At 63.0% G+C, this 14,669-nt stretch carries 13 protein-coding genes; 9 read left to right on the top strand and 4 right to left on the bottom strand.

Going from position 1 to position 14,669, the window contains the following annotated elements; translation table 11 throughout:
* Positions 1-308: 308 nt before the first annotated feature.
* The 4 genes from NKI10_RS15850 to NKI10_RS15835 all read right to left on the bottom strand — a co-directional run bounded on the left by NKI10_RS15850 (position 309) and on the right by NKI10_RS15835 (position 3,904).
* Entirely contained in the window at positions 309-515 is a 207-nt protein-coding gene (locus tag NKI10_RS15850; protein WP_023686425.1) for a hypothetical protein, read from the bottom strand.
* An 81-nt stretch (positions 516-596) separates the two neighbouring features.
* Complete coding sequence (gene fcl / locus NKI10_RS15845; protein WP_023686426.1) at positions 597-1,565, bottom strand: GDP-L-fucose synthase; 969 nt, start codon at positions 1,563-1,565, stop codon at positions 597-599.
* 9 nt (positions 1,566-1,574) lie between these two features.
* Positions 1,575-2,645 carry a GDP-mannose 4,6-dehydratase gene (gene gmd, locus NKI10_RS15840; RefSeq protein ID WP_023686427.1) on the bottom strand — a complete coding sequence of 357 codons (1,071 nt, stop codon included), beginning with the start codon at positions 2,643-2,645 and terminating at the stop codon, positions 1,575-1,577.
* 104 nt (positions 2,646-2,749) lie between these two features.
* Entirely contained in the window at positions 2,750-3,904 is a 1,155-nt protein-coding gene (locus tag NKI10_RS15835) for a dihydrodipicolinate synthase family protein (RefSeq protein ID WP_023686428.1), read from the bottom strand.
* A gap of 229 nt (positions 3,905-4,133) precedes the next feature.
* Here NKI10_RS15835 and NKI10_RS15830 point away from each other — a divergent pair, with 229 nt between their 5' ends.
* From NKI10_RS15830 to NKI10_RS15790, 9 genes are all read left to right on the top strand, one after another.
* Entirely contained in the window at positions 4,134-5,192 is a 1,059-nt protein-coding gene (locus NKI10_RS15830) for a LacI family DNA-binding transcriptional regulator (protein WP_023686429.1), read from the top strand.
* Positions 5,189-6,199, top strand: a complete 1,011-nt coding sequence (locus tag NKI10_RS15825) for a Gfo/Idh/MocA family protein (RefSeq protein ID WP_023686430.1) — start codon at positions 5,189-5,191, stop codon at positions 6,197-6,199. The genes NKI10_RS15830 and NKI10_RS15825 overlap by 4 nt, the downstream gene beginning before the upstream one ends.
* Positions 6,196-7,797, top strand: coding sequence for an acyl CoA:acetate/3-ketoacid CoA transferase (locus tag NKI10_RS15820; RefSeq protein WP_352860858.1), 1,602 nt, complete (start codon positions 6,196-6,198; stop codon positions 7,795-7,797). Before NKI10_RS15825 ends, NKI10_RS15820 begins: the two co-directional genes overlap by 4 nt.
* A complete protein-coding gene (locus tag NKI10_RS15815) occupies positions 7,790-8,566 on the top strand; it encodes an enoyl-CoA hydratase/isomerase family protein (protein ID WP_023828237.1) in 777 nt (258 codons plus the stop codon). The genes NKI10_RS15820 and NKI10_RS15815 overlap by 8 nt, the downstream gene beginning before the upstream one ends.
* An 11-nt stretch (positions 8,567-8,577) precedes the next feature.
* Positions 8,578-10,089: an aldehyde dehydrogenase family protein gene (locus tag NKI10_RS15810; protein WP_023671184.1), complete on the top strand. Its 1,512-nt coding sequence runs from the start codon at positions 8,578-8,580 to the stop codon at positions 10,087-10,089.
* Positions 10,090-10,147: 58 nt separating this feature from the next.
* The gene (locus tag NKI10_RS15805; RefSeq protein WP_027049809.1) at positions 10,148-11,401 is read left to right on the top strand and encodes an ABC transporter substrate-binding protein; all 1,254 of its coding nucleotides are present in this window, start codon (positions 10,148-10,150) and stop codon (positions 11,399-11,401) included.
* Positions 11,402-11,653: 252 nt separating this feature from the next.
* Positions 11,654-12,604: a carbohydrate ABC transporter permease gene (locus NKI10_RS15800; RefSeq protein ID WP_023832915.1), complete on the top strand. Its 951-nt coding sequence runs from the start codon at positions 11,654-11,656 to the stop codon at positions 12,602-12,604.
* Positions 12,601-13,545: a carbohydrate ABC transporter permease gene (locus NKI10_RS15795; protein WP_023704034.1), complete on the top strand. Its 945-nt coding sequence runs from the start codon at positions 12,601-12,603 to the stop codon at positions 13,543-13,545. Before NKI10_RS15800 ends, NKI10_RS15795 begins: the two co-directional genes overlap by 4 nt.
* A gap of 4 nt (positions 13,546-13,549) precedes the next feature.
* Positions 13,550-14,665 carry an ABC transporter ATP-binding protein gene (locus NKI10_RS15790; protein ID WP_023671180.1) on the top strand — a complete coding sequence of 372 codons (1,116 nt, stop codon included), beginning with the start codon at positions 13,550-13,552 and terminating at the stop codon, positions 14,663-14,665.
* Positions 14,666-14,669: the final 4 nt, after the last annotated feature.

Genomic DNA, 14,669 nt, shown 5'->3' with positions numbered 1-14,669 from the left:
GGAGGCGCCCCAAATGAGTTCAAGAGCATCTCGAATTTTTTTTAGTAGCATCCTTCGCATCGACGGAAAGCGAAATCTGAGTTTCTCCGGGACCTTCCCTTCGAACAGTCGAACAGCCCCTTGAAGTACAGATCCGGCGGGAAGTTTTCGCGCGATCTGCGCGACCGCATCGTCTACTGCCCCGCCGTCCCGTTTCGTATTAAAATGCCGGCCAGCAAGGAACCGGGTAGCGGCCTTCCGATCCGTAAATCCACCCTGTCGGGGGACGAAACGTCCCGGCACGTGCCGGGACGTTTCTGGCTCGCGGATCACTGTGGCCGCGGATCGGGCCTGTCGGGCTTGTCATGAGGGGTGTTGTTGCCTTCACGGCACGGTGTGCCGATGCCGCAGCATTTGCCGTTGTAGGTGACACCGGGCTTGGTCTTCTCGCATTCCCTCGGCGGTGCCGTCTGACACCCTGCCAGCACCGAAACCGCGATGGCGGCGAGAAAGACGTTTCTTGAAGTGATAAACATTGACGTTCTCCTTGATGGACCGTGTTTGCTACACACCGCTTGGTCGCCAGCGGCAGCGAAATGGTTCAAGGAAAATTGGAATCAGGCCGCGCCGAGGCGGACACCACCCTTCCCAATATGGTTGAGAAACCACGCATATGTCTGTTCCAATCCGCCGCGAAGCGCGTAGCGCGGGCGCCATCCAGTCGCAAACAGCCGCGAAACATCCATCAACTTGCGCGGCGTGCCATCTGGCTTGGTCGTATCGAAGGCGATATCAGCCTCGACGCCGGCGACCGATGCGACGGTCTGGGCAAGCTCGGCAATGGTGACATCCTCGCCCGAACCGACATTGACGTGGCTGTCGCCGGCATAATTCTTCAACAGCCAGACCAAGGCATCGGCGGCGTCGTCGACATGCAGGAATTCACGCCGTGGCGTGCCCGAGCCCCAGACCTCGAGGCTGTTGCCGCCGCTCAGCGCCAGCGCATGCGCCTTTCGCATCAGGGCCGGCACGACATGGCTGGACTGGAGATCGAAATTGTCGCCAGGACCGTAAAGGTTGGCCGGCATCGCCGAGATGTAGTCGACGCCATGCTGGCGCCGATAGGCCTGGCACAGTTTGAGCCCGGCGATCTTGGCGATCGCATACCATTCATTGGTGGGTTCGAGCGGACCGGTCAGCAGGGCGTCTTCCCTGATCGGCTGCGGCGCGAGCTTTGGATAGATGCAGGACGAGCCGAGAAACAAAAGCTTGCCGACCTCGCTGCGAAAGGCGCCGTCAATGACATTGCCCTGCATAACCAGGTTTTGCTGCAGGAAATCGACAGGGAACCGGTCATTGGCCAGGATACCGCCGACTTTGGCGGCCGCCATCACCACCGCATCCGGCCTGTGCTCGGCCATCCAGCGCCGCACCCCTGCCTGGTCAAGCAGGTCGAGCCCGTCGCGCGATACGGTGAGTATCTCGCAGTCCTCGCTCGCCAGCCGGCGCACGACGGCCGAACCGACCATGCCGCGATGCCCGGCGACGAAGACACGCTTGCCTTTCAGATCAAATGTCGCGTCCATGAACCTGCCTCACGCAGAACGGCTGTTCTGCCGCGTGCCGCCGGCGGTGCGCGCCAGATCGGCCTGCACCATTTCCGCCACCAGATCCCTGAAGCCGGTCGTGTGCGACCACCCCAGCCTGGCTTTGGCCTTGGCGGGGTCGCCGAGCAGCAGGTCGACCTCGGTCGGCCGGAAATAGCGCGGATCGATGCGCACCAGGACAGTGCCCGAACCGGCATCGACACCGACTTCATCGACACCCTCGCCTTGCCAGCGGATGGTGCGTCCGGTCTCGGCAAAAGCCAGTTCGACGAATTCGCGCACCGAATGCGCCTCACCGGTCGCCAGCACGAAATCGTCGGCTTCACTGTGCTGCAGAATGCGCCACATGCCCTCCACATAGTCGCGCGCATGGCCCCAGTCACGCTTGGCGTCGAGATTGCCGAGATAGAGCGTGGCCTGAAGGCCGTGATGGATCGAGGCGACGGCCCGCGTGATCTTGCGGGTGACGAAGGTTTCGCCGCGTGTCGGGCTTTCGTGGTTGAACAGGATTCCGTTGGCGGCGAACATGCCGTAAGCCTCGCGGTAGTTGACCGTGATCCAGTAGGCGTAAAGCTTGGCCGCGGCATAGGGCGAGCGCGGATGGAAGGGCGTCGCCTCGCTTTGCGGGACCTCGCGCGCCTTGCCGTAAAGCTCCGACGTCGATGCCTGATAGAAGCGCACCGACTTCTCCAGGCGCAGGATGCGGATCGCCTCGAGCAGCCTGAGTGTTCCCAGCGCATCGGCATTGCCGGTGTATTCCGGCGTCTCGAAACTCACCTGGACATGACTCTGGGCGCCGAGATTGTAGATCTCGCCGGGCTGTGTCTCCTGCACCAGGCGAATAAGGTTGGTCGCGTCGGTCAGGTCGCCATAATGCAGGAAGAAACGCGCACCGCGCTCGTGCGGATCGACATAGATGTCGTCAACGCGCTCGGTGTTGAACGAGGACGAGCGGCGTTTGACGCCATGGACAATATAGCCCTTCTGCAGAAGCAATTCTGCGAGATAGGCCCCGTCCTGCCCGGTAACCCCGGTGATGAGCGCCACTTTTTCCGTCATTGCCGCTCCGTCCGCATCCAATCCCGGCAACCGAATACAGATTTGGCGCGAGAACGCAAATCCCCCATACGGGAGACAGGTTTCAGCCAGCGATTGTGTCGTTCTCAGGCACCTGCAACCGCGCAGAAATGCTTCATCCTGGCCAGCGCAAGCTCGGGATCGGCGAGCAACCCTGCCTGGTCGGCAAGGCGGAAGATGTCGGCATAGTGCAGGATGCCGCGCGCCGACTGCATGCCGCCGACCATGGCGAAATGGTCCTGATGGCCGTTGAGCCAGGCCATGAAGACGATGCCGGCCTTGTAATACTCCGTCGGCGCCTCGAAGATCTTGCGCGACAACGGCACTGTCGGCGCCATCAGCGCGTCATAGCCGGCGCGGTCGCCCTCAGCCAGTTTCGCCAGCGCCGCACTGGCGACCGGCGCGATGGCATCGAATATGCCGAGCAAAGCGTGCGAGTGCCGCTTCCCGTCGCCGGCAATCAGTTCGGGATAGTTGAAATCGTCGCCAGTGAACATGACGACGCCTTCCGGCAGCCGGTTGCGCAAGGCAACTTCCTTGCCGGCATCGAGCAGCGATATCTTTATCCCCTCGACCTTATTAGCATGGCGCTCGATGATGGCGACGACGGTGTCGAGCGCAGCCTCGAAATTCCCACTGCCCCAATATCCCTGCAACGCCGGATCGAACATGTCGCCCAGCCAGTGCAGGATGACCTTGCCGGATGCCTGGCTGAGGATGCGATCGTAGACCCTGATATAGTCGTCCGGATCTTTTGCGACCGTCGCCAGCGACCGGCTGGCCATCATGATCGCCTTGCCGCCCTCGCCTTCGATGAAGGTGAACTGCTCCTCATAGGCGGCGATCACATCGTCGAGCGTTCTGGCAGCGGCCGGCGCCAGATGATCGGTGCCCGCGCCCGAGGCGAGGTCTGCGCCTTCGACGCTGCGCGCCTCGGCGATCGAGCGGCGGATCAATTCCTGCGCATTCGCCCAGTCGAAACCCATGCCGCGCTGGGAGGTGTCCATCGCCTCGGCGATGCGGAAGCCAAGCCGCCACAAATGATGCCGAAACGCCATCGTCTTGTCCCAATCGACCGCAGGCTTCGACCAGGGGTCGGTCATCGCGAAAGGATCGGCGACGACATGGGCCGCGGCATAGGCGATACGCGGGAAAACCGCACCGATTACGGGCTCGACCGGACTGCCCGCCAGCTTGTAGCTGACGCGGCCGCCATTCTGCGTAGGCAGGGTGATATCCATGGCAACCTCCGTTTTCGGCATCCTATAAATGGAACGTTCCAATAAATCAAGAACCTTTATGATTGCGGCGATTGAACCGGTCCAAATGCCGAAGAAGGCTAAGAGTCCTTGCTAGGAACCACATTCATCACCTTTTCGATCTCCGCAAGAATCCCGATTGACTCTCGGTTGGCAGAGTGATTAGAACGTTCCAATAGATTTGCCCATTTAAGCGGAGGAAACCACCGACATGGCCAGCCGGGCCAAGGCAACGATCCTGGACATCGCCCGCGAGGCTGGTGTGTCCAAATCGACGGTGTCGCTTGTGCTGCAAGGCTCAGGGCTGATCCGGCCTGAAACCGCGGTCAAGGTTCGCAAGGCGATCGAGGATGTCGGCTATGTCTACAACCGCGGCGCCGCCAATCTGCGCAAAGCCCATTCCAACGTCATCGGCATGGTCATCAACGATCTCACCAACCCCTTTTTCGCCGAGCTGGCGGTCGGCATGGAGCGCGTCTTCCAGTCGGCCGGCATCGTGCCCTTCATCGCCAACACGGCGGAGAACCCGGTGCGCCAGGAAGAAGTGCTGAAATCGCTGATGGAACAGGGCGTCGCAGGCCTGATCGTGTCACCGGCACGCGGCACCACGCCGGGCGCCTTCCGTCGCCTCGAGATGGCGGGCGTGCCGGTCGTCTTCGCCATGCGCCGCCTGCCGGACAGCCGCATCCCGGTGATCGCTCCTGACAACCATCGCGGCGCGTATCTCGCCGCCGCCCATCTGATCGGCAAGGGCCATCGCCGGCTGGCCTTCTTCGGCGGCACCTCCGACCTGGTCGTCTATCAGGAGCGCCTGGGCGGTTTTCGTGAAGCTTGCCAAACATTGGGCATTGCCAGGCGCGACGTGCTTGTCGTCGAAGGCGAGACCAGCCGCAGGGGCGGCATCGCGTGCCTGGAAACCGCCCTTGCCATGGCCGAGCCGCCGACGGCGGCACTGTGCTTCAACGATGCCGTCGCCTTCGGCGTCATGCTGGCGCTGCGCAAGCGCGGGCTGGAGCCCGGCGCGGACTTTGCTGTCGTCGGCTTCGACGACGTGGTCGAAGCCGAGCATTATATGCCGGCGCTGACCAGCGTCTCGGTGGACACACCCGGCCTCGGTGAACGCGCCGCTCACGTCATGCTGAAGATGATCCAGTCGCGCATCACGCATGCCGAGGACCATATCGGCGCCGTCAATCTGGTCGTCAGGGACAGCTGCGGTCCCGATCGCGGCGCCCAGGACACATCAGCAGGAATGGGAGACGCGGCATGAGCGTCAAATGGGGACTGATCGGCGCCAGCACGATCGCCAAACAGTTCATGATCAACGCCATCCGCGCGCAAGAGGGTGGCGAGATCGCGGCGGTGATGAGCTCCAGTCCGCAGCGCGCCAAGACTTATGCCGCGGAACAGAATATTCCGCTTGCCGTCTCGAGGCTGGACGACCTGCTCGGCGCCGAAATCGACGCCGTCTACATCTCGACCACCAATGAACTGCATCTCGAACAGGCATTGGCTGCGATCAAGGCGGGAAAGCATGTTCTGTGCGAAAAGCCGCTGGCGCTGAACAGCGCCGACGCGCGCACAATGGTCGCCGCCGCCAAGGAAGCCGGTGTCGTGCTTGGCACCAATCATCATCTGCGCAATGCCGGCGCCCACCGCGCCATGCGCGACGCCATATCAGCCGGCCATATCGGCAAGCCGATTGCCGCGCGCGTCTTCCATTCCGTCTATTTGCCGGAAAACCTGCAGGGCTGGCGCATTACCAAGCCTGAGGCCGGCGGCGGCGTGGTGCTCGACATCACCGTGCATGATGCCGACACGCTGCGCTTCGTGCTCGGCGACGACCCGGTCGAGATTTCGGCCTTCACCCAGTTGGCCGGCATGGCCAGCAGCGGGCTGGAAGACGGCGCCATGTGCATCTGGCGCTTCGGGTCGGGCATCATCGCCCAGTCGCATGAAGGCTTCACAACCAAGTTCGCCGATACCGGCTTTGAGGTGCATGGTTCCGAAGGTTCGCTGATCGCAAAAAATGTGATGACGCAGAAGCCAGTCGGCTCGGTGCTGCTACGCACCGCCAAAGGCGAGGAGGAACTGAGCTTCGACCGAGAAGACCTCTACGCCAGGTCGCTGCGCCAGTTCCATGCCGCCATGCGTGGAGAAGGCCAGCCCTCCGCCACCGGCGAGGACGGCGTCTGGTCGCTGGCCTCAGCCGAAGCAGCGTTGCAGTCGGCAAAGTCCGGCAAGGCCGTCACTATCGATCCGAAAGGTGTTGTGTGAGCAAGCTCGTCTCCGCCGCTGAAGCAGCAAGCCTCATCAAGGACGGCATGACCGTCTCCGTCTCGTCGTCGAGCGGCCTTGGCTGCCCTGACGCCGTCCTGGCTGCCATCGGCGAGCGCTTCGACGCCGAAGGCCATCCGAAAGACATCACCACGCTGCATCCGATCGCCGCCGGCGACATGTATGGCATCAAGGGCATCGACCATCTGGCCAAGCCCGGCTTGTTGAAGCGCACGCTCTGCGGCTCCTATCCCTCAGGCCCCTCCTCGTCCGAGCCGCCGCAGATATGGAAGATGATCGGCGACAATTCGGTCGCCGCCTACAACGTGCCCTCCGGCATCCTTTTCGACATGCACCGCGAGGCCGCCGCCAAGCGGCCGGGCGTGCTGACCAAGGTCGGCCTCGACACTTTTGCCGACCCGCGCCACCAGGGCTGCGCCATGAATGAGGCTGCAAGCGAGCCGATCGTCTCGGTGCAGCAGTTCGACGGCGAGGAATGGCTCTATTTCCGCTCGATCGTGCCCAACGTTTCGATCATCCGCGCCACCACCGCCGACGAGCGCGGCAACCTCACTTACGAGCATGAAGGCGCCTATTTGGGCGGCCTCGAACAGGCGCTCGCCGCGCGCAACAATGGCGGCATCGTCATTGCGCAGGTCAAGCGCGTCGTCGAGAACGGCACGCTGAAGCCGCATGACGTGCGCGTGCCCGGCGTGCTGGTAGACCACATCGTGGTGGCGCCAAACCAGTTGCAGACGACGTTGACGCCTTACGACCCGGCGATTTCGGGCGAGATCTTCCGGCCGTTGTCCAGCTTCCGCAACGCTGAGATGAACGTCCAGAAAGTAATCGCGCGCCGCGTCGCCATGGAATTGCGCGACGGCATGGCGGTCAATATCGGCTTCGGCATCTCGGCAAACGTGCCGCGTATCCTTCTCGAGGAAGACCAGCACCGCAAAGTCACCTGGGTGATCGAGCAGGGCGCCGTCGGCGGCGTGCCGCTGCTCGACTTCAAGTTCGGCTGCGCTTCCAATGCCGAGGCGATCATGCCCTCGCCGCACCAGTTCATCTATTTCCAGGCCGGCGGCTTCGATGCCTCGCTGCTCTCCTTCTTGCAGATCGACCGCCATGGCTCCGTCAACGTGTCGAAACTCTCGGCCCGGCCACATGTCACCGCCGGGGCCGGCGGCTTTGTCGACATCACGGCACGGGCGAAAAAGATCGTCTTCTCCGGCTTCTTCAATGCCGGCGCAAAACTGTCGCTCGCCGATGGCGGCATTCGCATCGATGCAGAAGGCAAGGTGAAGAAGGTGGTCAACGAGGTCGAGCACATCTCCTTCTCCGGCAAGCGCGCCGTCGCACAAGGCCAGGACATCACCTACGTCACCGAGCGCTGCGTGATGAAGCTGACGCCGGACGGTCTGATGGTGACGGAACTGGCGCCTGGCATCGACCTCGAACGCGATGTGCTGGCGCAGTCCGAAACACCGCTCGGCGTCGCCAACGACCTCAAGGTGACACCGGCGGCGCTGTACCAGGATCGGCCGATCGGCCTATCGCTGAATGGCGGCGCTTCTCTCGGAGGCGCGCATGGCTGAGCGCCTCGTCACCTTCGAGCAGGACGGCGCCATCGGTATCGTCACGCTGCGCCGGCCGGAGAAGTTCAACGCGCTGGACATTCCAATGCTGCGCGCGCTCGAGACAGCGCTCGACGAAGCCGAAATGGCTGAAGGCGTGCGCGTCGCGCTGATCCGCGGCGAAGGCAAGGGCTTTTGCGCCGGCGGCGATGTCGAGGCCTGGGGCGAGATGAGCGCTGCCGACTTTCAGGTGCAATGGGTGCGCTACGGCCACCGCGTCTTCGACCGACTGGCGCGGCTGCGGCAGCCGACCATCGCGGTGCTTTCCGGCCATGCGTTGGGTGGCGGGCTGGAGCTGGCAGTCGCCTGCGACTTCCGTGTCGCCGAAACGCAGGTGAAGCTCGGCTTTCCCGAGACATCGATCGGCGTCGTCCCCGGTTGGTCCGGCACGCAGCGCGCCGTGCGCCGCTTTGGGGCCCAGATCGTGCGCCGCATGGCGCTCGGCGGCGAGCTCTTTGCCGCCTCCGACGCGCTTGCACTCGGCGTCGTTGACCGCGTGGTCGAGACCGGCCAGGCGCTGGCAGAGGCCAGGACTTGGGCCGAAAAAATCGCCGGGCGCGGGCCGCTCGCAACCGAAGCCGCCAAGCTGATGATCGCAGTCGCCGAAGGCGAGGAAAGTGCGGCCGCCACCGAGGCGCTCGCCAGCGGCTTCGTTGCGCTGACCGGCGACCTCAAAGCCGGCGTGAGCGCCTTCAAGGCCAAGCAGAAGCCGGCCTTTTCGAGATCCTAGAGAAAAGCATGATGAACGCACCGCTCAACATTTCGATGCCAGCCGAGGCGTCCAAGGCGCCGAAGGCTTACAAGCTCCTGATCGACGGCAAGCATGTCGATGCCCGTGACGGCCGCACGATTGCGCGCAACAGCCCCGGCCATGGCTTCACCGTTTCGCGCTATGCGCAGGCCGGCGAGGCCGAGGTGGAGGCGGCCATGCAGGCCGCGCACAAGGCATTCGAGACCGGCCCGTGGCCGCGCACGAAGGCGGCCGAGCGCGCCGCGATCCTGCTCAAGACGGCTGACCTGATCGAGGCCCAGCTCGAAGACATCGCCCGCCTCGATGCGCTGGAATCCGGCAAGCCGATCGCCCAGGCGCGCGGCGAGATCGGCGGCGCCGTCGACATCTGGCGCTATGCCGCCTCGCTCGCCCGCACGCTGCACGGCGAGAGTTACGCCAATCTCGGCGACGCCATGCTGGGCGTGGTGCTGCGCGAGCCGATCGGCGTCGTCTCGATCATCACCCCGTGGAATTTCCCGTTCTTGATCGTCAGCCAGAAACTGCCCTTCGCGCTCGCCGCCGGCTGCACCGCGGTGGTCAAGCCGAGCGAAATGACCTCGGCCTCGACCTTCGTGCTCGGCGACATCCTGATGCAGGCCGGCCTGCCCGCCGGCGTCGTCAACATCCTGGCCGGCCTCGGCGCCGATGTCGGGGGGCCGATGGTCAGCCATCCGCTGGTCGAGATGGTGTCGTTCACCGGCTCTACCCGCGTCGGCAAGATGACCATGGCTTCCGCCGCGCAGTCGCTGAAGAAAGTCTCGATGGAGCTCGGCGGCAAGAACGGCCAGATCGTCTTCCCCGATGCCGATCTCGAGGCGGCCGCTGACGCAGCAGTGTTCGGCGGCTTCTTCAACGCCGGCGAATGCTGCAATGCCGGCAGTCGGCTGATCGTGCATGAAGCCATCGCCGACGATTTCCTCGCCACTGTCAAGGCCCTGACCGCCAAGGTAACGGTCGGCGACCCACTCGACGACCGAACCAAGGTTGGCGCGATGATTTCCGCCGACCATCTGACCAAGGTCGCAGATTACGTTGCGGCAGCAGCAAAAGACGGCAGCAATGTCTATAGCGGTGGCGGCCAATTGGCGTCCAATGCCGGCCAGTACCTCGATCCGACCATCATCCGCGGCGTTACCGAAGACATGGCTATTGCGCGCGAGGAAGTGTTCGGCCCGGTGCTCTCCGTGCTGACTTTTGGATCGATTGAAAAGGCGTTGCACATCGCCAACAACACGCCCTATGGTCTGTCTGCAGGGGTGTGGAGCGCCAGCATCGACACTTGTATGTCGGTGGCGCGTGGTGTGCGTTCGGGGACCGTTTGGGTGAACACATTCATGGAAGGCTTTCCCGAGTTGCCATTCGGGGGCTACAAGCAGTCCGGCATCGGACGCGAACTCGGCAAACGCGCTGTCGAGGATTATACCGAGGAAAAGACAATCCAGTTTCATCGCGGCCAGCGCACCGGTTGGTGGGTCGGCTGAGTTTGGAAGAACCCGGTGGGCTTCCACCGGTCGTGTAATGCAACAAGGGAGGTAGAACATGTTGCGCAAACTGCTTATCGGAACGGCTCTGGCGACGGCCTTTGCTTTCTCGGCCCATGCCGAGGACGTCAAGGAAGTGCAGATGCTGCATTGGTGGACGTCGGGCGGCGAAGCGGCTGCTCTCAACGTCCTCAAGGGCGACCTTGCCAAGGAAGGCTATGCCTGGAAGGACGTGCCGGTGGCCGGTGGTGGCGGCGACGCCGCCATGACTGCGCTGAAGGCGATGGTCGCGGCCGGCAATTACCCGACCGCGTCGCAGATGCTCGGCTACACCGTGCTCGACTATGCGGCGGCCGGCGTCATGGGCGACCTGACCGAGACGGCGAAGAAGGAGGGCTGGGATAAGTCGGTTCCGGCAGCCCTGCAGAAGTTCTCCGTCTATGACGGCAAGTGGGTCGCTGCTCCAGTCAACGTCCACTCCGTCAACTGGCTGTGGATCAACAAGGCGGTGATGGACAAGATCGGCGGCACCGAGCCAAAGACCTTCGACGACTTCGTCGCCCTGCTCGACAAAGCCAAGGCGGCTGGCGTCATTCCGCTCGCCCTTGGCGGCCAGAACTGGCAGGAAGCCACCATGTTCGACTCGGTTGTGCTGTCGACCGGCGGACCTGAGTTCTACAAGAAGGCCTTCAACGACCTCGACGACGAGTCCCTCAAGTCGGACACGATGAAGAAGTCGTTCGATAACCTCGCCAAGCTCGTCACCTATGTCGACCCGAACTTCTCGGGCCGCGACTGGAACCTTGCCACCGCCATGGTCATCAAGGGCGATGCCCTGGTGCAGGTGATGGGTGACTGGGCCAAGGGCGAGTTCAACGCCGCCAAGAAAACGCCGGGCACCGACTTCCTGTGCTATCGCTTCCCGGGCACGGAAGGCTCGGTGGTCTACAACTCCGACATGTTCGGCATGTTCAACGTTCCGGACGACCGCAAGGCCGCCCAGGTCGCGTTGGCCACCGCCACCCTGTCGAAGAGCTTCCAGTCGGCCTTCAACGTCGTCAAGGGTTCGGTTCCCGCCCGTACCGACGTTCCGGACACCGACTTCGACGCGTGCGGCAAGAAGGGCATCGCCGACCTGAAGGCTGCCAACGAAGGCGGCACACTGTTCGGCTCGCTTGCCCAGGGCTATGGCGCGCCTCCGGCGGTCGCCAATGCCTACAAGGACGTCGTTTCGAAGTTCGTCCATGGTCAGATCAAGACCTCGGACGAAGCCGTGACCGAACTGGTCAAGGCAATCGACGACGCCAAGTAAGCCCTGGCCAGCAAGACACCTTCCCCGCTTCGGCGGGGAAGGTTCGCCTCAGGATTGGCCGGCTGGCGCAATTCCAGGAAAAGTGTGAGCGGTTTTCCGGCCGGAATTGCGTGAAAGAAAGAGTTAGAGAGGTTCGCCGTTTCCGTGAAACGGTGAAACCCTCTTGAACACCATGCCGACCAGAGACCCGTATGCACGGGGCCGCCTTGCCGCCTGACGGCAGGCACGGACGACCCGAACGGGAGGAGCCCTATGAGCAGTGTAGCGACAACCCAGATCAAGCTGACGCCGGAGCGGTCTCGCCCCTCCGTGCGCGCGCGACTGCAGGACGCGCTGCCGAAGATCGTGCTGGCGCCGAGCTTCGCCATCACCATCGTCTTCGTCTATGGCTTCATCCTGTGGACGGTCTATCTGTCCTTCACCAATTCCAAGACTTTTCCGTCCTATGTCATCACCGGACCGCGCGCCTACCTACGGCTATGGGGCTGGACGTTCGACTCCGACCCGCCATCGAGCTGGTACACGTCGATCGTCAATATGGGCATTTTCGGCTTTCTCTACATCGCCATGTGCCTGGCGCTCGGCCTGTTCCTGGCCATCCTGCTCGACCAGAAGATCCGCGGCGAAGGCGTGTTGCGGCCGATCTATCTCTACCCGATGGCGCTGTCCTTCATCGTTACCGGCGTCGCCTGGAAATGGTTTCTCGATCCCGGCCTCGGCCTTGAGCAGACCCTGCATCAATGGGGCTGGACGAGCTTCCATTTTGACTGGATCAAGAACAAGGATTTCGTCATCTACACGGTGGTCATCGCCGGCGTCTGGCAAGCCTCCGGCTTCATCATGGCGATGTTCCTGGCCGGCCTGCGCGGCATCGACGGTGAGATCATGAAAGCGGCGCAGATCGATGGCGCCACTACTTTCCAGCTCTACCGCCGCATCGTCATTCCGCTGCTGCGGCCGATCTTCCTGTCGGCCTTCATCGTGCTCGCCCACCTCGCCATCAAGTCGTACGATCTGGTGGTGGCGCTGACCAGCGGCGGCCCCGGTGGCTCGGCCTGGCTGCCGTCCAACTTCATGTATGAGTACACGTTCAAGCGCAACGAAATGGCTGTCGGCTCGGCGAGTGCCGTGATCATGCTGATGACCATCGTCGCCATCATCGTGCCCTATCTCTATTCGGAACTGCGGGAGAAGCCGCAATGAGCGCCGTTGCCACCCCTGCCCGCCAGGCCTCTAGCGGCATGAGCACCAAGACCCTCAACCGCATCGTCATCTACGGACTGCTGGCGCTGTTTGCGTTGTTCTACCTGATGCCGCTGTTCGTCATGCTGGTGACCTCGTTCAAGACCATGGAGGAGATCCAGAACGGCAACATGCTGGCGCTGCCCCAGGCGCCGACCTTCGACCCATGGATAAAGGCGTGGAGCGAAGTTTGCTCGGGCCTGACCTGCGTCGGCATGAAGGGCTATTTCTGGAACTCGATCAAGATGGTGGTTCCGGCAGTCATCATCTCGACCCTGCTCGGCGCGCTCAACGGCTATGTGCTGACCAAATGGCGCTTTCGCGGGGCGACGCTGGTGTTCGGGCTGATGCTGTTTGCCTGTTTCATCCCGTTCCAGTCGGTACTGCTGCCGATGGCAACGATCCTCGGCAGCTTGGGCCGGTTCGGCGTCAAGCTGCAGAACGCGACCGGTTTCACCTTCGGCTTTGGCAATCCGACCGTGAACCTGGTGTTCGTTCACGTCGTCTACGGCATCGGTTTCACCACCCTCTTCTTCCGCAATTACTACGAAGCGTTTCCGAACGAGCTGGTGAAGGCGGCGCAGATCGACGGGGCAAGCTTCTTCCAGATCTTCCGGCGCATCATGCTGCCCAACTCGCTGCCGATCATCGTGGTGACGGTGATCTACCAGTTCACCAACATCTGGAACGACTTCCTGTTCGCCTCCGCCTATGCCGGCTCCGGCGACGTGATGCCGATGACGGTGGCGCTCAACAACGTCGTCAACACCTCGACAGGCGTCGTCGAATACAACGTCAACATGGCTGCGGCGATGATCGCAGCCCTGCCCACCCTTCTCGTCTATGTGGTCGCCGGCCGCTACTTCGTGCGTGGCCTGATGGCGGGCGCGGTCAAAGGATAATCTGATGGCTTTTCTGGAAATTGATGGGCTGAAGAAGCGCTTCGGGAATGTCGAGATCCTGAAGGGCATCGATGTCGAGCTCGAAAAGGGCGGCTTCCTGGTGCTGGTCGGCCCGTCCGGCTGCGGCAAGTCCACCTTGCTCAACACGATTGCCGGCCTGGAGCAGATCACCGAGGGCGAAATCCGCGTCGACGGCCGCGCCATCAACGATCTGCACCCATCCAAGCGCGACATCGCCATGGTGTTCCAGAGCTATGCGCTCTATCCGAACATGACGGTGGCCGGAAACATCTCCTTCGGCATGGAGATGCGCGGCGTGCCGGCCGACGAACGCCAAAAGGCGATCGACAAGGTGGCCAAGGTCCTGCAGATCGGCCACCTCCTGCAGCGCAAGCCGAGCCAGCTTTCCGGCGGCCAGCGCCAGCGCGTCGCCATGGGCCGGGCGCTGGTGCGCGACCCCAAGCTGTTCCTGTTCGACGAGCCTTTGTCCAACCTCGACGCCAAATTGCGCGTTGACATGCGTATCGAGATCAAGCGCCTGCATGCCACCACCGGCACAACCATCGTCTACGTCACCCACGACCAGATCGAGGCGATGACGCTGGCTACCAAGATCGCCGTCATGCGCGACGGCGAGGTGCAGCAGTTCGGCACCCCGGCCGAGATCTACAACAACCCGACCAATTTGTTCGTCGCCGACTTCATGGGTTCGCCGGCGATGAACCTGATCCCGGCGACCATTGCCACGTCGGGCAATGCGCTGTCCGTCGTGTTGGAGCGCGAGGCGCGCGAGCCGATCACGCTGCCGATGGCCAACGCGCCGGCGGGTCTTTCGGCATTCCAGGGCAAGCCGATCATCTTCGGCGTGCGCCCGGAAGCGCTGACCGATCCGGAAGGTGCGGAACGCAACGCCTCCAACATTGCCACTGCCGACCTGCACATCGAAGTGGTCGAGCCGGCAGGGTCCGATACTTTCGCGGTGACCAATCTCGGCGGCAAGGGCGTGGTGGCGCGGTTGCGGGCCGACGCCAACATCCAGCCGGGCACCAGCACGCCGCTCGCCTTCAACCTGACCAAGGCCGTGTTCTTCGATCCGGCGACCGAACACCGCATCCGCTGATCGA

Origin of the sequence: Mesorhizobium sp. M0802 (assembly GCF_040320115.1) — a bacterium.
Lineage (GTDB): Bacteria > Pseudomonadota > Alphaproteobacteria > Rhizobiales > Rhizobiaceae > Mesorhizobium.
The sequence above is the reverse complement of the archived record's forward strand: the minus strand, read 5'-3'. Positions and strand labels throughout refer to the sequence as shown.

Coding starts and splice junctions, on each gene's coding strand:
- NKI10_RS15850 (WP_023686425.1), bottom strand. CDS start 515: ATGTTTATCACTTCAAGAAACGTCTTTCTCGCCGCCATCGCGGTTTCG.
- fcl (WP_023686426.1), bottom strand. CDS start 1,565: ATGGACGCGACATTTGATCTGAAAGGCAAGCGTGTCTTCGTCGCCGGG.
- gmd (WP_023686427.1), bottom strand. CDS start 2,645: ATGACGGAAAAAGTGGCGCTCATCACCGGGGTTACCGGGCAGGACGGG.
- NKI10_RS15835 (WP_023686428.1), bottom strand. CDS start 3,904: ATGGATATCACCCTGCCTACGCAGAATGGCGGCCGCGTCAGCTACAAG.
- NKI10_RS15830 (WP_023686429.1), top strand. CDS start 4,134: ATGGCCAGCCGGGCCAAGGCAACGATCCTGGACATCGCCCGCGAGGCT.
- NKI10_RS15825 (WP_023686430.1), top strand. CDS start 5,189: ATGAGCGTCAAATGGGGACTGATCGGCGCCAGCACGATCGCCAAACAG.
- NKI10_RS15815 (WP_023828237.1), top strand. CDS start 7,790: ATGGCTGAGCGCCTCGTCACCTTCGAGCAGGACGGCGCCATCGGTATC.
- NKI10_RS15810 (WP_023671184.1), top strand. CDS start 8,578: ATGAACGCACCGCTCAACATTTCGATGCCAGCCGAGGCGTCCAAGGCG.
- NKI10_RS15805 (WP_027049809.1), top strand. CDS start 10,148: ATGTTGCGCAAACTGCTTATCGGAACGGCTCTGGCGACGGCCTTTGCT.
- NKI10_RS15800 (WP_023832915.1), top strand. CDS start 11,654: ATGAGCAGTGTAGCGACAACCCAGATCAAGCTGACGCCGGAGCGGTCT.
- NKI10_RS15795 (WP_023704034.1), top strand. CDS start 12,601: ATGAGCGCCGTTGCCACCCCTGCCCGCCAGGCCTCTAGCGGCATGAGC.
- NKI10_RS15790 (WP_023671180.1), top strand. CDS start 13,550: ATGGCTTTTCTGGAAATTGATGGGCTGAAGAAGCGCTTCGGGAATGTC.